This window comes from Arthrobacter sp. BI5 (assembly GCF_056680065.1).
This window is the reverse complement of sequence record NZ_CM155264.1, coordinates 652,145-676,738: the sequence shown is the minus strand read 5'-3', so window position 1 is coordinate 676,738 and position 24,594 is coordinate 652,145. Positions and strand designations below refer to the sequence as shown.

Here is a 24,594-nt window from a genome sequence, read left to right as displayed (position 1 = left end):
TTTTGACGCCTTGCCTCGCGGCAAAACGGACTCGAAGTGCACCTGGGTCTAATTCACTCCGCGAGGATGAACTCGTGCGCCAGTGCGTCCCTCGCCAAGGCGTCCACGAGGGACTCGGGTTTCACTCCAAGCTGGAGACCGATCCAGAAGCGTAGAATCAACAAGTTCTCGCGGAGTGTATTGAGCATTACCAAAGAGTCCGGTTCCGAGCGATCCGGGTGCTTCGCTCCCATGTAGGCGGCGTCCGCCCGTTTGATCCATCCTTCGATATCGGCGAAGGGAGTGACTTGCATGTCGTCGAGGATCACCCGCAGCCCTGGCTTGAAGTTCATCTGCCCACGGCCGTTCAGGCTGGCGCCGTTGTTCTTCTCGACGTCGATCAGGTAACCCAGAGCCTCCAGAGCGATCCCGCTCTGCACGACGCTCGGATGGCCCCAGGGGTTGTCGGAACGAAGGACATTCAGCAGTGGACCTACCGCCCTTCCGTATGTCTTCCGTAAGCGTAGCCAGCGCGACACCCCACGGCTTCCGACCTCTTCATACGGGAAGAGAAAATGGGGGTCTTTGGCCCATCCCTCGTGCTTTGGGAAGCGGTGAGTTGCAACTGTCAGCCAACGCTCACCCCTGTCGCCCCCGGCTAGGCTCCTATGAGGATCATCGCGGCGCCTCACTTTGGTGGCTGAGATTCCGAATGGTCTCCAAGCCGCGATGGACACAAGATCTAGGACCGCGCTGTGGACCTGTAGATGCTCACCCCAGGTCCGCGCCTTGTCGACCGAGGTTTCCAACTCGACTCCTTCATCGACATGGAATCCGCCACTCGGTCTTTTTGTTCTCCAGCTCGACCGCATAACAAGGTTCATTGGGCGGGCCAGGGAAATCGGCTCCGCGTTCGTCAGTGTCATCTGGACTGACTGAACGCGGTTTTCTTCGTTGGGCTCAATTTTGATCTTCATGCTACTGAGGCGAGTCCAGACGGCCATGGCGGGAATTTCCGTTCGCAGACCATTGACCTTTTCATATCGAAGGTGGCTCCCACCAAGGACGGCATAATTTGCGACGATGTGCCCCTGGCCGACAGAAAAGTTGGAAGTCGAGCCGGTGGAACGACATCCAACCAGCACAACGGATCCTGCAGAATCCTGCAAAAGAAGGACTCGAGGCGGCTTGTAGCTGTGTTTTGCGCGGTCGGGGTCGTCGCCGAAGTGGACATCTGGAGACCACCACCGTCCGTACGGGTCGCTCTTGTCGTATATCCCCTTGAGGGGCACAGTAAGGTCGATTGCGGTCCCAGTGTCTCGGAGCATGACCGCAATATGGTCGGTGCCTGGATTTCCGTCAACGAGCCACCCTAGCCTCGGCTCACCCAGCGTCAGCTCATTGTTTGCCACGTCGCCCCTCCAATACGTCCGGTAAATACAAACACGTAACGGTAAGCCAGGTTCCTGTCTTCATGCGTGATTGACAGACGTCTTTTCTCACTACGAGTCATCATTTATGTAAAGGGGTAACCACTATCATTTACAGCCAGGAGGTAGTTATGGCCATAACCGTTAGCGAGGCACGCCGTGACCTATCCCGCCTTATCGAACGGGTGAACCTCGACCACACCGAGATTGAGATCGTGTCCAAGCGCGGATCCGCCGTCTTGATGTCGAAGGACGAGTACGACGCGCTGGTGGAGACAAGCTACCTGCTGAGCTCCCCAGCGAACGCTCTCCGCCTGTTGTCCGCTCTGCAGTCTGCCCGTGAGATCGCTACCCATCTAAACGAGCGTTCAAGCGCACCGTTGCGGCGGACTGATTCTTCCTGAATGGCCTGGTCAAACACCTCTCTTATCGTGCTGAGCACTTCAGGGGCCACGGTGTTCAGTGACCTCATAGCGAACTCCCGCACCTCGGAAAGCTTCTTGATCCGCACCTTCGGAAGCATCAATGCCAGTTCTGCAGGCAGCTCTGCGTTATCACTGAGCAAATACTCCGAGTCAACGTTGAACACCTGCGCGACCGCCCGCAGACAGTCATCTGGGACCACCTGGACCTTGCCTTCCTTGAGCTGAGACCATCTCGTGCCCGAAAGGGAGAAACCCGCTTTCATGGCTCGGGCGCGGATCATCGGGAAGGTGTACGGCTTCCCTGACGCATCCGATCTAATCGTTAGGAGCAGGTTGATCTTCACCGCAAGCGTTTTCGCCCGATGCAGGGCCTCGCCTGGAGTGGGTTTCCGTTGAACGACGGGCCGAGGTAAACGATCACTTTTCTCCCCTGCGGCCAATGCCTCTTCCTCTATTTCCTCGTTGCCCAGCTGACGGAGGTCGACGGCGTCCACGTAAGTTGTGAAAACCAAACGGAGGGGGCCAGCAGTGGCAGCGAATAGTTTTGAGACATTAAAGAAGGTCATCGAGGATAATTCTGTCGCCTCGAATTTTTATGATGCCGTTCATGAGTGGAGTGTCGTAGCAGTTGAGGAGCATCCGCAGAGCGAGGGTGAATGCGTCTGCGGCCAGCAGAACCTTCTCTACATGTACACCATCCACAACAAGAAGAATCAGAACAAGCTCTCCTACATCGGCAGCCAGTGTGTGCACCACTTCGAGCGTGAGGACCTGAATGTACAGGTCTCTGTGTTCAGCCTGCTTCTGGCCCTCAAGAAGGCAATAGAGGAAGGAACCAAGATAACCCTTACGACGGACTATTTCTCCCGGGACCTGATCGACTGGCTACTAGACCATGGTGCGTTCGACAACGAGTACAACGGAAACAACGGCGATCAGGACCACTCCTTTTTCCTCAAGATGTTTAACAAGCGCAAAAAGGAAGACATCTCAGATGCCCAGCGCAAGAAGATTTGGGTCATGCTGCAGCACCAGGTAAAGCCATTTATCCGAACCCATCCCGCACTTGGGTAACAGGACTCAACAGGGCCCCATCTGGAGGCAGAACGGCAAGCGGGGTGCATTATGGGGCACAAGTACATGTGCACCATGATGGAGCGTGTTTCGATAGTAGAATGCGGGGTTGCGACACTGATTGTTGGTTGCGACTACCCGCAGCTAGTAGGCGTGGGGTGCGGATGCTTTCACGGGACACTGAAGTCTCTGCCTACCTTGGCTTTCTCAGTCCTCGGCCCTGTCCTGCTTTGTTGAAGCCAGCTGCTCACGCCAAGCCAAGCATTTGTTGTAGTACCCCATCACTTCGCGGACGAGCTGCATAGCTTCTTCCCTTGACTTGCCGATGTCAGGGCTTGAAGCGTAGGTGGTCATAAACTTAGATTTCGGCCACCGGAAGCCCAAGGTGTGAATGGTTTTTTCAAGGTCCTGCAGAACGCCCCAAGAGAGCTCCTGAATTTCCTCAGAAACATCGCTCTTGTCCGGATACATAGTCAGGAAAGCCGCTTGGGCTATTCCCAGGGCATCAGCACCCTGAGTCGCTTCGAGAAAGTCGATCGGGCTATCGCGAACGTCTCGGGCGGAACCGTCGCGCAAACGCAGTACGCCCTGAGCACCCGGGCCGAGATAAATGTCAGCAAAGTGCGATTTCATCCACGCCAGGACAACCTCACAAGTGAACTGGTACGCCTCCTGATACAAGCCGGCCCGGCCAAGTTTCGTCCAGTCCTCGATCGAAGAGCGATACATGATCCCTGGGTACTTTGTCCACAGGTGAAGCAGCCATGAGAATTCCTCCGAGTTGTATTCTCGAGCCTTGGATAGAGAAAGGGTCACCGATTTGACCTCTGCTTTCCCTTCCCCCTTCTTCTTCACGTTCCCCGACTCCCAGTTAGCCACGATGGTTCTGAGATCCCTGGGCGAAAGATAGAAGTTCGCTTTTGGGAGAACGATGAAAGCGAACGTAGGGACGCCTACTTCCGACCCGCTGATCCATCCGCGAATAGTTCCGGGGTCAACTGACGGTGACTTGGAGCTGCTCTTCTTCTTCACCTGCACGTGAGCGGCGCGCCCGGACATGGACCACCCGTCAGCGTCCCCCAAGTCGGACGCGTTAGTGGGTATGAGAGGAACCTGTACATGCAGATCCCAACCGTAGTCCGAGCCGGTTATCAAATGCACCGCCGCCCCGATTTCCAACAACTCAAGGAGAACTTTTACTTCGCCCACGTCTCCGATGTATGCGGTCAGTTTTCTTTGGGCCATTGCCATCTCCGTGTTCATCCAATTCCTCTCTTGATGGTCCAGCCATGCTCGCCAGCGAGGACATCTAGATAGCTGCGCCGGATAGTCCAGATTCCGTTGGGCATTGGAGGGTTCTGCCAGGCACCCTGTGGATCCAGGATGCCCGAGGCTTTCCGCTCCCGAAGTGTGGCGCGAAAGTACTTGCCCGACTTGCCTACGAGTTCCGCTGCCTCATCGGCGCTGAGTTCATTCTTCATGCCGACATCTTGACAGGGATTCTGCCTATGCACCGAGTTTCAATAATCTCGACCACCATTCACCCAGCAAGACATTGGATTCCGAGTCATCGTCCGCTGAAGCCATGGGGAGACTCAGCTCGCTAGTCCTGATTAGGTGTAACCCTTCGTCTTCATCCCAGCGACCCATCAGGCGGATGTCCAGCATGCATTCCCTTCCGGTGAGAAGCCGTGCCCTCCGCAGTCCGGCCACCAGCAAATCTGGCGTCTACGATTGCTTTGAACGAGGTGCCTTCTCGATGACCAATCCCCCCAGATGCTGGCGCTGGAAATCACACCACCGCTCAGCGAGTGCCCTATCTTTCAGCCGCATGCCGGATTCGGTTGGATGTTTAACCAGCTCCACCGATTCGTAGTTCAGACCTTCGCGCAACAAGAAGCTCAAGTGCAGTTCTCGCCTGCTCGGACTGCGGTGCACAACGTCTGCGTCCGTTTTTTCGGTAATGACGACACCGGTTTTGGCACAAAGTACGGGACCATCCTTGAATGCCTGAGTCCGGAACTCCCTGGTAATTTCCAGCGCCTCTTGCGTCAATGCTTCGGCCACGAGGTCCTTGCGGCTCGGCCTCTTTAGCACGTCCAAGTAGCTAAATCTCACCAGCTCGTCGCGGTTCACCTGTTTCAACCGGAAGCCTTTGCTTGCGTACCCTATGTCCTTATTGGAGCAGACGACCCAGAATTCAATACCTGGTCCAATTTTTTCCGCCGCTTCCGGATGCCTTGACACGAGCTCAGACAGTAGCTCGGTTATGTCGGGGTCGTCCACTTTCTCTCCATGAGCATGGGTTCGCAGATATGAGCTGAAGAGCCTTTTGATGGCCGCTTTCGTGTATTTGCCAAACTCTGCCTCAACCATGGATACCCCAACCGTGAAAAGTGCGGACGCTGTCGAACTGAAGCAGCTTGCTACATATTCGCACGCCTACTTGCTGAGGCCGATTGGAGCTTCAGTCCTGCGGCCTAAATAGGGGCAGTGCACGCTACGTCAAGCCTGGCGCTGCAGACCTTTTATGGTTCGAGTTTTGCCCGGCTAGGCACCGCCCGCAGCGCGACAAGGTAGTCATCCCCTGCTTGCGTGAGCTTCCAGTAGACCGCTTTGTCGCTGGCGGTGCGCTTCTTTGTTCCCGTTTCGATCAAGCGCAGGGCTCGCAGTTGCACAATAATTGATCCCCAAGACTTGTCGGAAACCTTCGCCGATTCGTTGGAAAGGTCCGTCCAATGCTCCGGATCATTCTGGATGGCGCTGAGCATGTGGTTGTTGAAGGTCACGCGAAGCGAAGGCTCAGGGACTTCATCAATCATGAAGGGGCCAAGCACCTCAAAGATCTCGTCCCACGTATAGGTGAGATCTCCCGTCTCTTCAAAAGGTCCAAGAGCAAGGCTGTAACCCTCATGAACCAGCGAGAGTTCCACCTCCTCCGTCCCGTGAGCGAAGCCATCGTCGATCTGTGAAGTGAGAGACGCGGTCGTCTCGATCTCCTTTTTCTCCAGTTTGGCGATTTTTGCCTCAAGCTCCGCGATCTCAGCACGCATCTCGGGGGTCATTGCCTGGTCGCCGCGCACCCATCCCGGACGAGGATTGGTCTTGATTAGGTGAACGAGTCCACGAGTGACCTTCGAGCCAAGATCCTCTGCATTCTTCCAGTCCTTCGTCATTCTGAGTTGTACTTTTTTCTGAAAGGCGCTGAGCTTCTTCGCCGCGGCAGCTTTCTTGTCGGTCTTGCCGACAACGATCGAGTCGGGATCTGCGGGAACGAATCCCATGACCGGGATGCCCAGCTCAACGGCGTAGTCATACTCCCTCTCGGTGTAGCTGATTCCTTCTTCCGACACCGATCCATAGCGTCCGCCCAGGATTACGAGATAGTAGTCGCTCTGCTCGATGACACCCTTTATCAGCGTCCATTGGTCTGTATCAGCGGCAGGAAAGAGCTCCATTCCAGCAGGGATGCAATCCATCTCAAGCAGGGCCTGCATAACCTCTCGGCGCTCATCTACGAGGTCGACGAACGTAGAACTGATAAAGACCTGATAGCGCTTCTCCATGGGTCGATGCTATCGGCAGAACCCGATACATCCGCTAGACCCTGACTCTAACTCGCTCACTTCGGTCATGCCGCGCCCTTCCCAGCTTGGGCTCGAAGGGCAGCAATGCCGCGGCCGTGGTGCGTTTTGGTGCAGGAGTAGCTGTGAGCAAGCGTTTCCGTCCGTGAACACACCGCCCTAAAGTGCCGCTATCTGGGGACTTTTGGTTCAGTGCCTGGAATCCAATTAGGGATGTCAGTGGGTTCAAATCCCACCGTCACCGCCACATAGCGAGGCCCCTGCTTCCCTTTGATTACAAGGGAAGCAGGGGCCTTCGCTTTGCCAAAACTAAGCCAGAGGGCACATTTTGGGCACATTTACCAGAGAGACGGCGTGATCCAAAGCGTCTGAAACGGCGTCCAGATCTGCGTCAAATTGGTCCGCGTAGACATCCAATGTTATGGACGCAGGGCGCCCGAACGTCTTTGGCGCGGCTGGACCTTGGCGCCGGAGAACTCCCCGCAGTTCGCGGCGCCCGAAGTATTCTGAGCCGACTAGCGAGTCGTGGACCACTCCTGCCTCGACATCTGCTGAGCCCGGACGGGGAGCGCATCGATCTTCACCAGAGCACGATGCGCAGCCACCACTAGCATGAAGAAGCCCACTAGGCCGAGGACGGCCCCGAGTATCGCCACACCAATCAGCACGGCAACCAAGCCTCGGTCATTCCTAGAAATAGCCCAGGCCATGAACATCTGCCCGGCGAAGGCAAGCAGCGGACCACCGAAGAACAAAGAGATGCCGGCTACGAAAACTCCGGCTGATCGTTTGAATTCCGCATTTCCCCCAATTACGCGACGACTCCGTAAGGCTACAGCTCCCCGTTACGCCGCCGGTGAGAAATGCCCCGGCACGCCTAACGCGAGTCGGGCGATACGGGATAGACGCCGTTGACCCGTGGCTCCAACACTGGTCATGTCGGCGAGCTAGCCCATCCGGCGCCACTCCTGCAGTGATAAGGGGCCGTTGTCGAGAACCCCACGTCCGCGGCGGGGAAACGGCGACCAGTATCTACGTGCGCGACCGGCCGCGGATGAAGTGGAAGATCAGGACCACCACGGCGATGACCAAAAGCAGGTGAATGAACCCGCCACCAATGTTCCCGATCAAGCCGAGAAGCCAGAGAACAGCAATGATGATGGCTATCCAAAGCAACATGAGAATCTCCCTTAACTCGTCCGCGGGTGGAAATGCTGAGTCCGGCGGAAGCCCCCACCGGATGTCGTGTGGTGGCTTCACCCTATGCCCGGATCGCTTCCTTGGAAATGGGTGAAAACCTATATGCGTCTGGCCCGATGCCGAATCCAAAAGGTTGAAATCCCGAGGTGCCACCACTACCGTTTCGTGACGTGGACTCGACCTTCAGCGCGGAATTGTTCGAATGGCGTGGCCCGGCGCCCTTCTACTGGCTGGCCCTACCCGCAGACGTATGTGACTACGTCCGGGCGGAAGCAGCTGCGGCCACTTACGGGTGGGGCGCCATCCCGGTGAGCGTCCGAATCGGCGCAACCGAATGGGAGACCTCACTGCTGCCGCGCAACGGCGAATACGTGCTGCCGGTGAAAAAGGACGTCCGCGCCAAGGAACGTTTCGGCGACGGCGACACCGTGACGGTGGCTATGAGCGTGTCACCCCGCGGCGGCCGGGCCGCCAACGGTACCGGCCCGGCAGTTTGAAGCACAGGTATGCCTGGGCCAAACGGAGTCCGAAGGCAATAGTTCGTGTCGATTCAGCCCCGTGGTTGCAGCCTGGACGGACGATGCCGGAGCACTGGGTTGGGAGCCCACTGCCCCGTTCTGGTATCCGCGTCTCAAAGGCCGACCAGCCCGGCCGAGGGACGGACCACGCGCATCAGCCTCCTAGCCCGCCGGGCTGACAACGTCCTCCAGCACCGACCGGTCGAAGAAGCGGATCTCGCCGGTTTCCGCGAAGAACACGGGAACCACCGAAGTACTCGGGTCCTTCGAGGTCTCGTAGATTTCGGGCGCGCCCCCGTGCCTGCGCGCAATGGTGCCAACCAGGTCCGTACCGCGGACCTTCACAGTCCGATATTTGTAGCTCATGCGGCCTCCTTTGGGGATGTGGGTCACAGCCTACTCCCCGCCGTCCGGCCGGCGACCGGCGGCGGGTGCATGCGTCATGGAAGACCGCGCGGCCCCCGCTGGTGCACAATGCGTTTATGACCAATGACGCTCCCCGCCCGGTCTACTTCCTTTCGGACAGCACGGGCATCACCGCGGAAACGCTCGGCAACACCCTGCTCACGCAGTTCCCCGCAAACGAATATGACCGCATCACGGTCCCCTTCATCACCACCGTTGACCAGGCGCGCGCCGTCGTCAGGGTCATCGACAACCTCGCGGCCACCGGCCAGCAGCCCATCGTCTTCTCCACCGCCGTCGGCAGCGACATCCGCCAGACGTTGGGGACCTGCAAGGCGATCCTCGTGGACCTGATCGGGACCCACGTCGGGCAGCTGGAGCAGGCCCTGGGAACCCAGGCCAGCGGGGAACCGGGCCGGGCCCACGGCCTGGGCAACGCCGCCCGCTACCAGTCCCGGATGGCCGCCGTCGAATACGCCATGGAGCACGACGACGGCCAAAGCCTGCGCGCGCTGGAAAAGGCGCAGGTCATCCTGGTGGCCCCGTCCCGCTGCGGCAAAACGCCCACCACCATGTACCTGGCGCTGCAGCACGGCATTTTCGCCGCGAACTTCCCGCTGGTGGACGAGGACTTTGAACGCGAGGGGCTCCCCAAGCCGCTGCGTCCGTTCGTTTCCAAGTGTTTCGGCCTCACCACCAACCCCCTGCGCCTGAGCCAGGTCCGGACCGAACGCCGCCGCGGCTCGCCCTACGCCTCCCTGCGGCAGTGCGGGTTCGAGCTGCGCAGCGCCGAGCGGCTGTACGTGTCCCACGGGATCCCGTACCTCAATTCGGCCAGCGTCTCCGTGGAGGAAATGGCCGCCACCATCCTCCAGAAGATGAACCTCAAGCACTGAGGCCAGGCTTCACAAGTGTTGCGTGGGCCACATCGTGTGGAATCACCGGCGCCGACCTGTCACTGTGGACAGGACTTGCGCCCATCAAACGGCGGCCGCCCCCCACCGGCGGCATTACGGCATCACCTGCAAAGGAGCAGCAACCATGACGACGGACATCCTGTGGTTCTCAGAACTCGGGCTCAAGGACCTGGACCGGGTGGGCGGCAAAAACGCCTCCCTCGGCGAGATGGTGCAGAACCTCACCTCTGCCGGCGTCCAGGTTCCTGACGGCTTCGCCACCACCGCGGACGCCTACCGCCGCTTTTTGGCCGACTCCGGCCTGGACCAGAAGATCGCCGACCGGCTGGTCGGGCTGGATACCGACGACGTGACGGCCCTGGCCGCGGCGGGCCAGGAAATCCGCGCCCTGATGCGCGAGACGCCCTTCCTCCCGGACTTCGAGGCGCAGATCCGCGACTCCTACCAGAAACTGGTGGACAAGCACGGGGGCTCCGAGGACCTGTCCTGGGCCGTCCGCTCCAGCGCGACGGCGGAGGATCTTCCCGACGCGTCCTTCGCCGGGCAGCAGGAAACCTTCCTGAACGTCCGCGGCATCGAGAACATCCTGGCCGCCATCAAGGACGTCTTTGCGTCCCTCTACAACGACCGGGCCATCGCCTACCGCGTGCACCACAAGTTCGAGCACGCCGAGGTGGCGCTCTCCGCAGGCGTCCAGCGCATGGTCCGCTCCGACGTCGGCGCCTCCGGCGTCATGTTCACCATGGACACCGAATCCGGGTTCAAGGACGCCGTCTTCGTCACCTCCTCCTACGGCCTCGGCGAAGCCGTGGTCCAGGGCGCCGTCAACCCGGACGAGTTCTACGTCTACAAACCCGCCCTCGCGGCGGGCCGCCCGGCCATCCTCAAGCGCGGGCTGGGCGAAAAGGCCCTCCAGATGACATACACGGACAACCGCGAAATCGGCCACACCATCGATTTTGTTCCGGTGGAGGCGTCCCTGCGGAACCGCTTCAGCCTCACCGACGACGACGTCGAGCAGCTCGCCCGGCACGCCGTCGCGATCGAAAACCACTACGGACGCCCGATGGACATCGAATGGGGCAAGGACGGGATCGACGGCGACCTGTACATCCTGCAGGCACGCCCGGAAACCGTGCAGTCCCGCCGGACGTCCGGCAGCCTGAGCCGCTTCCGCCTGAACGCCTCCAGCAATGTCCTGGTCGAGGGCCGCGCCATCGGCCAGCGGATCGGCGCCGGCAGCGTCCGCATCCTCACCGCGATCGACCAGATGGCCGCCTTCAAAACCGGCGATGTCCTGGTCGCGGACATGACGGACCCGGACTGGGAACCGATCATGAAGCGCGCCTCCGCGATCGTGACCAACCGCGGCGGACGCACCTGCCACGCAGCCATCATCGCCCGGGAACTGGGGATTCCCGCCGTCGTCGGCACCGGTGACGCCACCGACGCCCTCTCCGACGGACAGGACGTGACCGTCTCCTGTGCCGACGGCGAGACCGGCCTGATCTACGAAGGGCTGCTGGACTTCAGCGTCGAGGAAACCGAAGTCACCCAGCTGCCCGAGGCGCCGGTGAAGGTCATGATGAACGTCGGCACCCCCGAGCAGGCCTTCACCTTCGCGCAGCTCCCCAACCACGGCGTGGGCCTGGCCCGGCTGGAATTCATCATCAACCGGCAGATCGGCATCCACCCCAAGGCGCTGCTGAACATGGACGATCAGCCCGCGGATGTGCTCGCGGAAATCCGGGAGCACATCGCCGCCTACGACAGCCCGCGCGACTACTACATCAAGCGCCTGGCCGAAGGGGTGGCCACCATAGCCGCCGCCTTCGCGCCCGAGCCGGTGATTGTGCGGATGTCCGACTTCAAGTCCAACGAGTACGCCAACCTGCTCGGCGGACCGGCCTACGAGCCGCACGAAGAGAACCCGATGATCGGATTCCGCGGCGCCTCCCGGTACCTGGAACCGTCCTTCCGGGACTGCTTCGACCTGGAATGCGAGGCGCTGTCCTTCGTCCGCAACGAGATGGGCCTGACCAACGTCAAGCTGATGATCCCGTTCGTGCGCACCCTGGACGAGGCCAGCGGCGTCATCGACCTGCTCGCCGAAAACGGCCTGCGCCGCGGCGAAAACGGCCTCGAGGTCATCATGATGTGCGAGATTCCCTCGAACGCGCTGCTCGCGGACGAGTTCCTGGACTACTTCGACGGCTTCTCCATCGGCTCCAATGACATGACCCAGCTGACCCTGGGCCTGGACCGGGATTCGGCCATCGTTGCCGGCAGCTTCGACGAACGCAACCTTGCCGTCAAGAAGCTCCTGAGCATGGCCATCAAGGCGTGCAAGGCGCGCGGCAAGTACGTGGGCATCTGCGGCCAGGGCCCGAGCGACCACCCGGACTTCGCCCAGTGGCTGGTCGAGGAGGGCATCGACTCGGTCTCGCTGAACCCGGACACCGTGGTGGACACCTGGATCCGGCTCGCCGGGGCGGCAGAAGCGTCGGCAGCCGCCGGTGTCAGCGCCGCAGCCGCCGCCAGCAACTAGGCCACGGGCCGCTCCCGCCCCGGTGGGAGCGGCCCGTCCGGCGCGCAGCCGGGCCTCTTCCCTCGCGGACAGGGATTAAGGCACAGTGAACCCATGGCCATTGAACGTTCCATCGAAGAGCTGACCATCGCCCAGGCGCACGAGGCCTTCCTTAGCGGGGAATTCACCGCCGAGGACCTCGTCGGCGCGTACCTCGACCGCATTGACCTTGACCGGTCCGGCCCGGAACTCAATTCGTTGATCTCCGTCTCTCAGAGCGCGTTGGAAGAGGCACGCCGGCTCGACCGGGAGCTCGCCGAAACGGGCCGGCTCGCTGGACCGCTTCACGGCGTCCCGGTCGTCGTCAAGGATCAGATTGAGACCGCCGGCCTGCCCACGACATTCGGCAGCATCGCCTCCGGCGACTATCAGCCCACGCAGGATGCGACGGCAATTGCCAGACTCCGAGATGCCGGCGCCATCATTCTCGGTAAGACCACGCTGCCCGACTTCGCAACGTCTTGGTTTTCGACGTCCTCGCGCAGCGGCGTGACCAAGAACCCGTACGACCTTGCACGTGACCCTGGCGGTTCCTCCAGTGGAACCGCGGCTGCCGTCGCGGCGAACCTCTCCCTGGTCGGGGTCGGAGAAGACACCGGCGGCTCGATCCGCCTGCCCGCGTCTTTTTGTGGCCTCGTCGGGCTCCGCGTCACTCCCGGGCTGATCAGCCGCGCCGGCATGTCCTCCCTGGTGAAGCCCCAGGACACCTCCGGGCCGATGACCCGGACTGTGGAGGACGCCGTCCGGCTCCTTGATGTCATGGTCGGCTACGACGCAGCCGACGACTACACCGCGGCCGTCGTCATAGCCGGCCAAAAGGAGCCCTACCTCAGCGCACTCCAGAAGGCGACCCTGACCGGCAAGCGGATCGGGGTCCTCCGCCAGGCGTTCGGCGATGACTCCGACCCGGACGGGGTCAAGGTCAACAAGACCATTGGGCTGGCGCTCGCGGCACTGCGTGACGCGGGCGCTGAGCTGATCGACATCACGATCGACAACCTCGACGATCAGGTGGGGTTCACGTCGCTTTACACCACACGGTCGCAGGCGGATATGAATGAATTCGTCGGCGCCCGCCCCGATACCGGAATCCCCTCCATGCGTTTCCTGATCGAGACAAAGCAGTACCACGAGAAGCTCGACCTGCTCGAGGCGATCGTGGCCGGACCGGAACAGCCCACCGATGATCCCCACTATGTGGAACGCCTCCTGGCGCAGACCGCGTTCCAGCGGCAGGTGATCGGTATCATGGCGCAGAACCGGCTCGACGCCGTCGCCTTCCCGGACGCCAAGCTTCCGGCACCCACGCGCGAGGACATCTTCGCTGACCGCTGGACGTGCCTGACCTACCCGACCAACACGGTCATCGCATCCCAGCTCCTCTTCCCGGCAATCACCATCCCGGCCGGACAAACAGCTGATGGTTTGCCCGTAGGCCTTGAGTTGATGGCGGTGCCCTACGGCGAACGGACCCTCGTGGCACTCGCCGCCGCTGCCGAGGCAACCCTGCAGGGACGGAGGGCACCTGCCCTCTAGGACAACGTGCCGGGCTACCTCCCGTTTTCGCAGCCGTGTAGAACTCGCCGCTAGAATCGACGGACAACCCGCGGCGTGCAAGGTGCCTGCGGGAGCAACGATGGCCGCCGCTGGTGAAGGGAGTGTTCCGTGCGCACCGCCGCCAGGGCACCCTTCCACGCAGTGCGTTCGGCCATGATCGCCACGACCGTCGTGACCCTCGCCGCGGCAGCGCACGTCGTCGCCGGAGGCCTGCTCCCCGCCCCCGCCGTGCTGTTCGCGCTCCTGGCGCTCACCGGCCTGGTCACCACCACCGCCACCCGGCTGAAACTGAATTTTCCCGCCATGTCCGCCCTGCTGGGCGCCGGCCAGGTAGTCCTGCATGAGGCGTTCTCCGCGCTCAGCCCGCCGGCTGCCGCGGCCGTGACCGGCGGACCGGCCGGGCGGGCGCACCACGGCGGGGCTGCCTTCCTTCCGCTCCCGGCGGACCACCTCCCGCTCCACCAGCTGGATTCCGCGCTGGCCTGGTCGATGCTCGCCGGCCATGCCCTGGCAACGCTCGCGTGCGCCCTGCTGCTGTCCAAGGGCGAGGACGCGCTGTGGTCGCTGGCGGCCTGGCTCCGCCCGCTCCTCGAGCTCCCGGCTCCGTTCCCGCCGCGGCCCACCGCAGCGCGCGTCCTGCCGACGCGGCCCCTCGGCGCCGTCCCGCTGCCTTGGCGCAACCTCCGGCACGATTGCCGCCGCGGGCCGCCCGCCGTCGTCGTTTTTTCCTGACATTCCTTACGGCCACGGCCGGACCTGCCCGGAAATGCCTCCGCCATGGGCAGCACCGCCGCGCCACCCCGCTTCTGCGCGCCGCCCAACAAGCCGCGCGCACGCCCGAAAGGCACCTGTTTTGACCACTACACAGCACCCATCCGCCCTCCGCCGCACCCTCTCCGGGAGCGCCGTCGCCGGAGCCACCGCAGCCTTGATGCTCGCCGGCATCAGCGGCGCCTCGGCCCACGTCGATGCCACCCCGGACAACACCGCCGCCAACTCCTACGCCCTGCTGAGCTTCGCCATTCCGCACGGCTGCGAGCATGCCGGCACCACCAAAATGACCATCACGCTGCCGCCCGAGCTCAACGATGCGCAGCCCACCGTGAACCCCAACTGGACGGCGGCCAAGGTGACCGAGAAGCTTGCTGAACCCAAGAAACTGGCCGACGGCTCATCGATAACGAAGCGCACCAGCCGGATCGTCTACACCGCCAAAGCGCCGCTGAGCCCGGAGCTCCGGGACGTCCTGGTGCTCTCGGTGAAACTGCCGGACACGGCAGGGAAAACCCTGTACTTCCCGACCCTGCAAAACTGCGAACAGGGGCAGACCGACTGGTCCGAGATCCCGAAGGACGGCCAGGACGAGGAGTCGCTCCAGAGCCCCGCGCCGTCGGTCACCGTCACGGACGCCGCCGCGGCGACCGACGGGCACGGCGCGCACGCGGCCGGGACCACGGACTCCACGGCAATGGATCCGGCGGCTGCCGTGGCCGACGACGGCGGCCAGGCCAGGAGCTGGGCGGGCCTTGTGGCCGGCGTCGGCGGCCTGGTCCTGGGCGGACTCGCGCTGCTCCGGAGCCGGAAGCCCGCCGCTGTCCGGGTGCCGGCGGCCCGCGCACCCAAGGAGTAAACCGCCGCCGGGCAGCGCCAGCGGATTGGTGCCCGGAAATCACAATCCGGGCATCAATCCGCGCCCTTCGTCGTGGCGTCGTTGACTCAGGCAACTGTGGAACATCACAGTGGTGCCATGAGGCCTCTGCAGATGAAGAACAGACTGGTAATCACTTCCGTGACGGCTGCCGCCGCGGCTGCGCTGCTGCTCAGCGGCTGCGGCCCCACGCAGAGCCAACCCCAGGGCTCCACCGGCGCCGCGTCGCCGTCGTCGTCCGCCTCGACCCCGGCCAGCGAGTCCAGCCCGGCAAGCCCAACCGCGACTGCGTCCGCCTCCCCGAGCGCATCGTCCGCACCTGCCTCCACCACCGCCGCGGCGGGACCGGCCCTGTGCAAGGCCGCAAACCTCACAGCTTCTTTGGATTCCAGGGGCGGCGGCGCGGCCGGCAGCGTCTACATGCAGCTGATCTTCAAAAACGCCGGCGCAGAGCCGTGCCTGCTCAAGGGCTTCGCCGGGGTGTCCCTCACCGCCGGCGCCAGCGGCGGACCCATCGGTGCCGCGGCGAAGCGCGACGATTCCAGGCCGGTGGCCAACGTGCTGCTCGCCCCGGGACAATCCGGAAAAGCCACGCTGCGCTACACCCAGGCCGGTAACTACCCCGACTGCACCCGCACCCCGGCCGCGGGCTTCCGCGTCTACCCGCCGGAAGACACCGCGTCCCTGTTCATCGCAGCCCCCAAGGACGCGTGCCGCGAGTCCGCCATCAATCTCCTGACCATCGGGGCGTTCACGGCGGCATAGCCGTCGCCTCCGGGCACCGCCAGCGTGCTGGGGCAGCGCCTGCTCGTCCGGCCGAATAGCCCCGGCAAGGACCCCGGCAAAGACTGTCTGCGGCATAGGGCATGATGGAGGAATGAAGGGGCAGGAGCTCGCCGGCGGCACACTCGCGGCAGAGGCCATGGACCGGTTCAGCCGGCCGACCCGGGAGTGGTTCCTGGGCGCCTTTTCTGCGCCCACCCCGGCGCAGGACGGCGCTTGGAACGCCATTTCCTCCGGCGCGCATGCCCTGGTGGTGGCCCCCACCGGCTCCGGCAAGACCCTCGCCGCCTTCCTCTGGGCGCTGGACCGGCTCCTGGTCTCGGCGCCGGCGGATCCCGAGGAACTTCCCGGGCTGGATGCCACGGCCGCCAAACCCGGCCGGAAGAAGGCTCCGAAGCGGAAAACCCGGGTGCTGTACATCTCCCCGCTCAAGGCGCTGGGCGTCGACGTCGAACGCAACCTCCGCGCCCCGCTGATCGGCATCACCCAGACCGCCAAACGTTTGGGCCTGCCCGCGCCGCTGATCACGGTGGGCGTCCGCTCCGGGGATACGACGGCGGCGGACCGCCGCTCGCTGCTCAGCCACCCCCCGGACATCCTGATCACCACCCCCGAATCCCTCTTCCTGATGCTGACCTCCAAGGCGCGGGAGACCCTGGACGAGGTGGACACCATCATCGTGGACGAGGTGCACGCCGTCGCCGGCACCAAGCGCGGGGCACACCTGGCCGTCTCGCTGGAACGCCTCGACGCGCTGCTGCCAAAGCCGGCGCAGCGGATCGGGCTCTCCGCGACGGTTGAACCGAAAGAACTCGTGGCACAGTTCCTGGCGGGGTCCGCGCCGGTGGAGATCGTGGCGCCGCCCTCGAAGAAAACCTGGGACCTGACCGTCTCCGTTCCGGTCGAGGACATGTCCGATCTGCAGGGCGCCGCCGGGGCCTTCGATTCGGGTCCGGCGTCCGGGCTGCAGCCGCACGCGTCCATCTGGCCGCACGTGGAAGAGAAAATCGTGGACCTGGTGCTGGCGAACCAGTCCACCATTGTGTTCGCCAACTCCCGCCGGCTCGCGGAACGGCTCACCGCGAGGCTCAACGAGATCTACGCCGAGCGCCAGCTGATGGCCGCCGGCGGAGGCTGGGACGACCCCGGCGCGGACCCGGAGGCGGGCGGCGCGCTCCCGGGGGCGGGCGGCGTGCTGCCCGCGTCCACCGCCACGCCCGCACACATGATGGCCCAGGCCGGCAGCACCGCCGGCGCGGACCCGGTCCTGGCCAGGGCACACCACGGCTCCGTCTCCAAGGACCAGCGCGCCCTGATCGAGGACGACCTGAAGTCCGGCCGGCTGCGCTGCGTCGTGGCCACCTCCTCGCTGGAACTCGGCATCGACATGGGCGCCGTGGACCTCGTCGTCCAGGTCGAATCGCCGCCGTCCGTGGCCAGCGGGCTGCAGCGGGTGGGCCGCGCCGGCCACCAGGTCGGCGAAATCTCCCAGGGCGTCCTCTTCCCGAAGCACCGGGCGGACCTGGTCCACACCGCCATCACCGTGGAACGCATGCTGGACGGCAAAATCGAGCGGCTCTACGTCCCGGCCAACCCGCTCGACATCCTCGCCCAGCAGACCGTCGCAGCGACCGCGCTCGGGGCGATCGATGTGGAGGAATGGTTCGCCACCGTCCGCCGCTCCGCCCCCTTCGCCTCGCTCCCCCGCTCCGCCTTCGAAGCGACCCTGGACCTGCTGGCCGGGCGCTACCCCTCGGACGAATTCGCCGAACTGCGGCCCCGGATCGTCTGGGACCGCAACGCCGGCACCATCGAGGGCCGCCCCGGGTCGCAGCGGCTGGCCGTCACCTCGGGCGGCACCATCCCGGACCGCGGACTGTTCGGCGTCTACATCATCGGCACCGAGGTCGAGGGCACCGGTTCCTCCGGCGGCTCCGGTGACCCCGGGGACGGCAAGGCCCCGGGCAAGGCCTCCCCGGCCAAGGGCGGCCGCCGCGTCGGTGAACTCGACGAGGAAATGGTCTACGAATCCCGCGTCGGCGACGTCTTTGCCCTCGGTGCGACCAGCTGGAAAATCGAGGACATCACGCACGACCGTGTCCTGGTCTCCCCCGCCTTCGGCCAGCCCGGCAAGCTCCCGTTCTGGAAGGGCGACTCCCTCGGCCGGCCGGTGGACCTGGGCCGTGCGCTCGGCGCCTTTGTGCGCGAACTCTCGGCGTCCGACGTCGGGCCGGCCACCGAGCGTTGCAAGGCCAGCGGCCTGGACGACTTCGCCGCCAACAACCTGATCCAGTACCTCGCCGAACAGAAGCTTGCCACCGAAGTGGTCCCCAGCGACACCACCCTGGTGGTGGAGCGGTTCCACGACGAACTCGGCGACTGGCGCGTGGTGCTGCACAGCCCGTTCGGCATGCCGGTGCACGCACCCTGGGCCCTGGCCGTGGGGCAGCGGCTGCACCAGCGGTACGGGATGGACGGTTCCGCAATGGCTGCCGACGACGGGATCGTGCTGCGGGTGCCGATGATGGAGGACGAGCCACCCGGAGCCGAGCTGTTCCTCTTCGAGCCCGAGGAGCTCGAACAGATTGTTACCGCGGAGGTCGGCGGCAGCGCACTTTTCGCCTCCCGCTTCCGGGAATGCGCCGCCCGTGCCCTGCTGCTGCCCCGGCAGACCCCCGGCAAACGCCAGCCGCTCTGGCAGCAGCGGCAGCGTTCCGCCCAGCTGCTGGACGTCGCCCGGAAGTACCCGACCTTCCCGATCGTGCTCGAAACCGTGCGCGAGTGCCTGCAGGACGTCTATGACCTTCCGGCGTTGAAGGATATTGCCGCCTCCATTGAGCGGCGCGAGCTGCGGATCCTGCAGACCACCACGCAGCAGCCCTCGCCGTTCGCGAAGTCCCTGCTGTTCGGCTATGTGGCGCAGTTCCTTTACGAGGGCGACTCGCCGCTGGCCGAGCGGCGGGCCGCCGCGCTGGCCCTGGATTCGACCCTCCTCAACGAGTTGCTGGGCCGGGTGGAGCTGCGCGAGTTGCTCGACCCGAAGGTCATCGAGGCCACCGAGCTGGAGTTGCAGCGCCTGGCGCCGGACCGGAGGATGCGCGGCCTGGAAGGCGTGGCCGACCTGCTCCGGCTGTTGGGCCCGCTGACCCCCGACGAGGTCGCGGCCCGGCTGGAGGCGCAGGTCCAGCCGGAGGTGACGCCGGCGGTTCTGCCGGAGGTTGTGCCGGAGGTCCGGCCCGGCGATGCTGCAGCCGCGACGGGTCCGGAGACAGCGGAGTCCGGGGAAGCGGAAGCGGCCGACGGCGAGGCCGCGGCGCCGGAGCCCGCTGTGGCCCGGGGCGCCGATCCCGGCGAGGCCGCAGCGCACCTGGCCGCCCTGCAGCGCGCCAATCGGGCGATCAAGGTCAACATCGGCGGCGTTGAACGGTTCGCCGCCGTCGAGGACGCCGCCCGGTTGCGGGATGCCCTCGGTGTCCCGTTGCCAATGGGTGTGCCGCTGGCCTTCATCGAACCCGTCGCCGATCCGCTGGGCGACCTGGTCTCGCGCTACGCCCGGACCCACGGGCCCTTTACCGCCACCGAGGCCGCCTCCCGGCTGGGACTCGGCGTCGCCGTCGTCGGGACCGCGCTCAAGCGGCTGGCCGCGGACGGCCGCGCCGTCGAGGGCGAGTTCCGGCCCCATCCCGCGGCGCCGGAACCAGTTGAAGGCACCACCGGGGAGCCCGCCGGGGAACCCGCCGACGCGGCCGCCGCCGTCGAGGACGCCGCGGTCGGAGAGGCTGCCGTCGTTCCTCAGGTCGTTCAGCCGCTGGCGGCCAGCGAATGGTGCGACGCCGAGGTGCTGCGCAAGCTGCGCCGCCGTTCACTGGCTGCGCTGCGCGCCGAGGTGGAGCCTGTGGACAACGCCGCGTACGGGAGGTTCCTCCCGGCCTGGCAGCACGTGCGCACACCCGGCGGCCGGGGGCAGTCGGCGCTGCGGGGGCTGGACGGCATCGTCACCGCCATCGACCAGCTCTCCGGCGTGCCGATTCCGGCGTCCGCCTGGGAACCGCTGGTCCTGGCCAGCCGCGTTTCCAATTACCAGCCGGCCATGCTCGACGAACTGATGGCCGCCGGCGAGGTCCTCTGGTCCGGAGCCGGCTCGCTTCCCGGCAACGACGGCTGGGTGAGCCTCCACCTGGCCGATTCGGCCGAACTGACCCTGAACCCGGCCCTGGACTTCGAACCCGGCGACGCCCAGCAGCGGCTCCTGGAGCATCTGCAGAACAACGGCGGCGGGTACTTCTTCCGGCAGCTGACCGACATTGCCGGCGGGATGGACACGGTGCTCAGCGACCAGGACGTTGTCTCCGCGCTCTGGGACCTGGCCTGGGCGGGCCGGATTACCGGCGACACGTTCGCCCCGGTCCGTGCCCTGATCGCCGGCGGCCACACCGCGCACCGGCAGGTGGGGCGTGCCCCGCGAGCCCGGGCGCCCCGGCTCAGCCGGCTGGGCCGCGCCCACGGGACCGGGCTGCTCGGCTCTCCGGGCCTCACCGGCGGCCGGTACGGTTCCGTCAGCGGCGCCGCCCCCACCCCGCCGCTGGCCGCCGGACGCTGGTCCGCGCTGCCTGCGCCCGAACTCGATCCCACCATCCACGCCCGGGCCACCGCGGAGCTCCTGCTCGACCGGTACGGCGTGGTCACCCGCGGGTCTGTGATGGCGGAGAACATCCTGGGCGGCTTCGGCCTGATGTACAAGGTGCTGGCCCGGCTCGAGGAAGCCGGCCGCTGCCGCCGCGGTTACTTCATCGAGCACCTCGGGGCCGCCCAGTTCGCGGTGCCGGCCACGGTGGACCGGCTGCGGTCCTACGTCGAGGACGCCCAGCTGAACAAGGCCGAGCCGATCGCCCTGGCACTCGCCGCCACAGACCCGGCCAACCCCTACGGCGCCGCGCTGCCATGGCCGGCCATGGACGTCGAGGCCGGCACCGGCCACCGCCCTGGCCGGAAGGCGGGCGCCCTGGTGGTGCTGGTGGACGGCGCCCTGGTGCTCTATGTCGAACGCGGCGGCAAGACCCTGCTGGCGTTCAGCGCCGACGCCGACGTCCTCGCCGCCGCCGGCGCCGCCCTTGTGGGAGTGGTGACGCGGGGCGCCGTGGACAAACTGATCATGGAAAAGGTCAACGGCCACGGCATCCTGGACACCCCCATCGCCGCCGCCCTGGCCCAGGCCGGCGCCTACTCCACGCCGAAGGGGTTGAGGATCCGTGCCTGAGGGGGATTCCGTCTTCCGCGCCGCGGCGCAGCTGCACGCCGCGCTGGCGGGCAAGGAGTTATTGGCGTCCGATTTCCGGGTGCCGCGCTTCGCCACATTGAAGCTGGGCGGCTGGCGGGTGGAGGAGGTCGTCCCCCGCGGCAAGCACCTGCTGATGCGCGTGGCGGGCCCGGCCCCGAAGGACCGGCTCACCATCCACTCGCACTTGAAGATGGAGGGCACCTGGCAGATCTATCCCCCGGGCGGACGCTGGCGCAAGCCCGGCTTCACCGCCCGCTGCGTGCTCCGGACCGCGACGGCGGACGCCGTCGGGTTCTCGCTGGGGCTGCTGGAAGTCATCCCGACCGCCGAGGAGGCCAGCGTCGTGGGCCATCTCGGGCCGGATCTGCTGGGCCCGGACTGGGACATGGCGGAGGCCGAACGGCGCCTGCTGTCGGCACCCGAGGTGCCAATCGGCGTCGCACTCCTGGACCAGCGCAACCTGGCCGGCATCGGCAACATCTACCGCTGTGAGGCGTGCTTCCTGTCCGGCGTCCACCCGGCGGCGCCGGTGTCCGCGGTCCCGGACCTGGCGGCGATGATCACCGACGCGAAGGTCCTGCTGACGGCCAACCTGGGTCCGGGCCGGCGGGTCACGGTGCTGAACGCCCGCGGCGTCCCGGTGGGCCGGACGGCGGGGCGGCCGGGCTACTGGGTGTACCGGCGCGAGCACCAGCCCTGCCTCAAGTGCGGCACGCCGATCCGGCGGGGGGTGCTGGCCAAGGCCACCGGCGCCGAGGAACGGGACATTTACTACTGCCCCACCTGCCAGCCGCTGCCCGGCGCTTCGCAGGACAAAGCGTGACGCTGGCTGCGAAGAGCCAGCCGTGGAATGCGGTCCGCAGGGCCTACGTCGCCGGGGTCGAGGCCCCGGCCACCGCGGCCTCCGCTGCGGGCTGTGCTTCAGCTGCGGGCTCTGCTTCACCTTCGCGCGGCGGCTCAGCTGCGGCTCCGGGCTCCGCTTCAGCTGCGGCCCGGGGTTCCGGCACGGTGAACCGCGGCAGCAGGAGTTGCACCAGCGGGCCGATCGCCAGCGCGTAGAGCACGGTCCCCACGCCGACCGAGCCGCCCAGCAGCCAGCCGGCCCCCAGCACCACCACCTCGATGCCGGTCCGCGCGCCCCGCACCGGCCAACCGGTCCGGCGTGCCAGCCCGGTCATCAGCCCGTCCCTCGCCCCGGGCCCCAATCGGGCGCCGATGTAGAGCGCGGAGGCCACACCGTTGAGCACCACGGCACCGACCAGGAGAGCGATCTGGCCGCCCAGGTGTGAGAACCGCGGGATCAGCGCCAGCCCGATGTCGGCAAACACTCCCACCAGCACGGCGTTGCAGACGGTGCCGACGCCGGGCCACTGCCGGAGCGGAATCCAGAGCAGCAGGACCAGGAAACTCACGATGATCACCACCGTGCCGAGGCTCAGCCCCGTCCGGCCCGCGAGCCCCTGGTGGAAGACGTCCCACGGCGCCGTGCCAAGGCTGGCACGGATGACCATGGCCAGCGAAATGCCGTACAGGGCAAGGCCGAACAAGAGCTGGAGGAGTCTGCGCGTCAACATGTCCACCATCTTTGCGGAGAACTGGCCTTGTAATCCATATCCAGTTTGAAATACTGGCTTTATGTCCGGATCCCTGAACCCCGGCTCCCTGGCCCGCCTGCTGGGTGAGTGGAACGTCGGCGCCGCGCCCGCCTACCGCGAGCTGGCCGACGTCGTCCGCCTCCTGATCCTCGACGGCCGCGTCGCTCTCGACGTCGCACTGCCCAGCGAGCGGGCACTGGCGGCGACGCTCGGCATCAGCCGCACCACCGTGACCGCGGCCTACGCCCTGCTGCGCGAGCAGGGCTTCCTCAGCAGCGGCCAGGGCAGCCGGAGCAAGAGCTGCATCCCCAGCCACGGCCCCGTCCATACCGGCGGGAACGACGGCGGGCTGCGGCTCAGCGGCGCCCCCGGGCTGGCAGTTCCGGACGGGATCCTGGACCTGGCCTACGCCTCGCTGCCCGCCAGCGGCGAAGTGGTGCACCGGGCGTTTGCCGCCGCGCTGACCGAACTGCCGGCGCTGCTGCCCGGTTTCGGTTACGACGCCCTCGGGGTGGGGCGGCTGCGGGAGGCGATCGCGGCCCGCTACACAGCGGCCGGGGTGCCCACCACCGCCGGGCAGATCCTGGTCACTTCCGGTGCGCAGCACGCCCTGAACATCGTGCTCCGGACCTTCGCCGAACGGTCCGGGAAGGTTCTTGTGGAACACCCGAGCTACCCGAATGCACTCGATGCGATCCGCGCCGCGGGCTGCCGCCCCGTGACCGTGGCGATGCCCGCGGCGAACCGTGGCGGCGTCCGCAGCGGTTCCCGGTCCGGCGGGCGCGCCGGCGCCCGGACGGACGAACGCACCGACAGCCACATCGCGGGGCCGGCCGGCTGGGACCTCGAGGCGATGGAGTCGGCATTGCTGCAGCAGCGGCCGGCAATGGCCTACGTGGTGCCGGACTTCCACAACCCCACCGGCCGGCTGATGCCCGACGCCCAGCGGCGCCGCCTCGTGGCGGCTGCCGCGGCGTCGGGCACCGTGCTGGTGGTGGATGAGACGCTGCGGGAGCTGAACCTCGACGGCGCCGCGTCCACCCCGATGGCCGCGTTCGGTCCGGCAGTGGTGTCCGTGGGATCGCTCAGCAAGTCGCACTGGGCAGGGCTGCGCACCGGCTGGATCCGTGCCGGCGAGCCCCTGATCCAACGTTTCGCGGCGGTCCGCACCACCCTGGACCTGGGCGGCCCGGTGGTGGAGCAGCTCGCCGCGGCCCACCTCGTCAACGACCTGACGGAACCGCTGCCGGGCCGGCTCGCAGCGCTGCGCGGCAACCGTGACATTCTGCTGGACCTGCTCCGCCGGCATCTTCCGGAGTGGGAGCCGGAACGGCCGGTCGGCGGATTGTCGGTCTGGTGCCGGCTTTCGGCGCCGGTGAGCACCGCCCTCGCGGTTATCGCCCCGGACTTCGGTATCCGGCTGGCCGCCGGGCCCAGGTTCGGCGTCGGCGGCGCCTTTGAGCATTACCTGCGGCTGCCGTTCACCCTGCCGCCGGAGCAGTTGGAGTCCGCGGTGCTGGCCCTGCGCTCAGCCCAGGACCGGCTGGACCGCTCCCCGCAGCTGCGCCGGAACCTCCCCGCCCGGCCCGCCGCGGCCATCGCCTGATCCCCTTC

Annotated in this window: 20 protein-coding genes and 1 pseudogene; 12 read left to right on the top strand and 9 right to left on the bottom strand. The window is 65.7% G+C overall.

The window, feature by feature from the left end:
- Nucleotides 1-53: 53 nt before the first annotated feature.
- Nucleotides 54-1,391 (bottom strand): ApeA N-terminal domain 1-containing protein, encoded by a 1,338-nt coding sequence (locus tag AC1MED_RS03230; RefSeq protein WP_479785405.1) that lies wholly within the window; start codon nt 1,389-1,391, stop codon nt 54-56.
- Nucleotides 1,392-1,540: 149 nt separating this feature from the next.
- Between AC1MED_RS03230 and AC1MED_RS03225 the strand changes: the two are divergent.
- A pseudogene (locus tag AC1MED_RS03225) lies at nt 1,541-1,684 on the top strand (type II toxin-antitoxin system Phd/YefM family antitoxin); the annotation flags it as partial.
- 5 nt (nt 1,685-1,689) lie between these two features.
- Here AC1MED_RS03225 and AC1MED_RS03220 read toward each other — a convergent pair.
- A complete protein-coding gene (locus AC1MED_RS03220) occupies nt 1,690-2,328 on the bottom strand; it encodes a hypothetical protein (RefSeq protein WP_479786756.1) in 639 nt (212 codons plus the stop codon).
- Between the two features lie 34 nt (nt 2,329-2,362).
- On the opposite strand from AC1MED_RS03220, the gene AC1MED_RS03215 reads away from it, so the two are divergent.
- Nucleotides 2,363-2,908 carry a hypothetical protein gene (locus AC1MED_RS03215; protein WP_479785403.1) on the top strand — a complete coding sequence of 182 codons (546 nt, stop codon included), beginning with the start codon at nt 2,363-2,365 and terminating at the stop codon, nt 2,906-2,908.
- 207 nt (nt 2,909-3,115) lie between these two features.
- On the opposite strand, the gene AC1MED_RS03210 is transcribed toward AC1MED_RS03215, so the two are convergent.
- The 5 genes from AC1MED_RS03210 to AC1MED_RS03190 form a co-directional block, all read right to left on the bottom strand.
- Nucleotides 3,116-4,171 (bottom strand): hypothetical protein, encoded by a 1,056-nt coding sequence (locus tag AC1MED_RS03210; protein ID WP_479785402.1) that lies wholly within the window; start codon nt 4,169-4,171, stop codon nt 3,116-3,118.
- Nucleotides 4,168-4,389 (bottom strand): hypothetical protein, encoded by a 222-nt coding sequence (locus AC1MED_RS03205; RefSeq protein ID WP_479785401.1) that lies wholly within the window; start codon nt 4,387-4,389, stop codon nt 4,168-4,170. The genes AC1MED_RS03210 and AC1MED_RS03205 overlap by 4 nt, the downstream gene beginning before the upstream one ends.
- Before the next feature lie 247 nt (nt 4,390-4,636).
- Nucleotides 4,637-5,284, bottom strand: a complete 648-nt coding sequence (locus AC1MED_RS03200) for a DUF3223 domain-containing protein (RefSeq protein WP_479785400.1) — start codon at nt 5,282-5,284, stop codon at nt 4,637-4,639.
- A 152-nt stretch (nt 5,285-5,436) separates the two neighbouring features.
- Entirely contained in the window at nt 5,437-6,474 is a 1,038-nt protein-coding gene (locus AC1MED_RS03195) for a DUF4062 domain-containing protein (RefSeq protein WP_479785398.1), read from the bottom strand.
- Between the two features lie 1,050 nt (nt 6,475-7,524).
- Complete coding sequence (locus AC1MED_RS03190; RefSeq protein ID WP_441418987.1) at nt 7,525-7,671, bottom strand: lmo0937 family membrane protein; 147 nt, start codon at nt 7,669-7,671, stop codon at nt 7,525-7,527.
- A 191-nt stretch (nt 7,672-7,862) separates the two neighbouring features.
- Here AC1MED_RS03190 and AC1MED_RS03185 point away from each other — a divergent pair, with 191 nt between their 5' ends.
- The gene (locus AC1MED_RS03185) at nt 7,863-8,189 is read left to right on the top strand and encodes a DUF1905 domain-containing protein (protein WP_479785396.1); all 327 of its coding nucleotides are present in this window, start codon (nt 7,863-7,865) and stop codon (nt 8,187-8,189) included.
- A 183-nt stretch (nt 8,190-8,372) separates the two neighbouring features.
- Here AC1MED_RS03185 and AC1MED_RS03180 read toward each other — a convergent pair whose 3' ends face one another.
- Complete coding sequence (locus AC1MED_RS03180) at nt 8,373-8,576, bottom strand: hypothetical protein (protein ID WP_479785395.1); 204 nt, start codon at nt 8,574-8,576, stop codon at nt 8,373-8,375.
- A 116-nt stretch (nt 8,577-8,692) separates the two neighbouring features.
- On the opposite strand from AC1MED_RS03180, the gene AC1MED_RS03175 reads away from it, so the two are divergent.
- From AC1MED_RS03175 to AC1MED_RS03140, 8 genes are all read left to right on the top strand, one after another.
- Nucleotides 8,693-9,511: a pyruvate, water dikinase regulatory protein gene (locus AC1MED_RS03175; RefSeq protein WP_479785394.1), complete on the top strand. Its 819-nt coding sequence runs from the start codon at nt 8,693-8,695 to the stop codon at nt 9,509-9,511.
- Between the two features lie 145 nt (nt 9,512-9,656).
- A complete protein-coding gene (ppsA, locus tag AC1MED_RS03170; protein WP_479785392.1) occupies nt 9,657-12,080 on the top strand; it encodes a phosphoenolpyruvate synthase in 2,424 nt (807 codons plus the stop codon).
- Between the two features lie 93 nt (nt 12,081-12,173).
- Complete coding sequence (locus AC1MED_RS03165; RefSeq protein ID WP_479785390.1) at nt 12,174-13,655, top strand: amidase; 1,482 nt, start codon at nt 12,174-12,176, stop codon at nt 13,653-13,655.
- Between the two features lie 129 nt (nt 13,656-13,784).
- Nucleotides 13,785-14,408: a hypothetical protein gene (locus AC1MED_RS03160; protein ID WP_479785388.1), complete on the top strand. Its 624-nt coding sequence runs from the start codon at nt 13,785-13,787 to the stop codon at nt 14,406-14,408.
- 199 nt (nt 14,409-14,607) lie between these two features.
- The gene (locus tag AC1MED_RS03155) at nt 14,608-15,306 is read left to right on the top strand and encodes a YcnI family copper-binding membrane protein (RefSeq protein WP_479786534.1); all 699 of its coding nucleotides are present in this window, start codon (nt 14,608-14,610) and stop codon (nt 15,304-15,306) included.
- A 132-nt stretch (nt 15,307-15,438) separates the two neighbouring features.
- Nucleotides 15,439-16,089: a DUF4232 domain-containing protein gene (locus tag AC1MED_RS03150; RefSeq protein WP_479785387.1), complete on the top strand. Its 651-nt coding sequence runs from the start codon at nt 15,439-15,441 to the stop codon at nt 16,087-16,089.
- 112 nt (nt 16,090-16,201) lie between these two features.
- Nucleotides 16,202-21,364 (top strand): Lhr family helicase, encoded by a 5,163-nt coding sequence (locus AC1MED_RS03145; protein ID WP_479785386.1) that lies wholly within the window; start codon nt 16,202-16,204, stop codon nt 21,362-21,364.
- A complete protein-coding gene (locus AC1MED_RS03140; protein WP_479785385.1) occupies nt 21,357-22,208 on the top strand; it encodes a DNA-formamidopyrimidine glycosylase family protein in 852 nt (283 codons plus the stop codon). The genes AC1MED_RS03145 and AC1MED_RS03140 overlap by 8 nt, the downstream gene beginning before the upstream one ends.
- 43 nt (nt 22,209-22,251) lie before the next feature.
- On the opposite strand, the gene yczE is transcribed toward AC1MED_RS03140, so the two are convergent.
- A complete protein-coding gene (gene yczE, locus AC1MED_RS03135) occupies nt 22,252-22,959 on the bottom strand; it encodes a membrane protein YczE (protein ID WP_479785384.1) in 708 nt (235 codons plus the stop codon).
- A gap of 61 nt (nt 22,960-23,020) precedes the next feature.
- Between yczE and yczR the strand changes: the two genes are divergently transcribed.
- Entirely contained in the window at nt 23,021-24,586 is a 1,566-nt protein-coding gene (gene yczR, locus AC1MED_RS03130; RefSeq protein WP_346960534.1) for a MocR-like transcription factor YczR, read from the top strand.
- Nucleotides 24,587-24,594 lie beyond the last annotated feature (8 nt).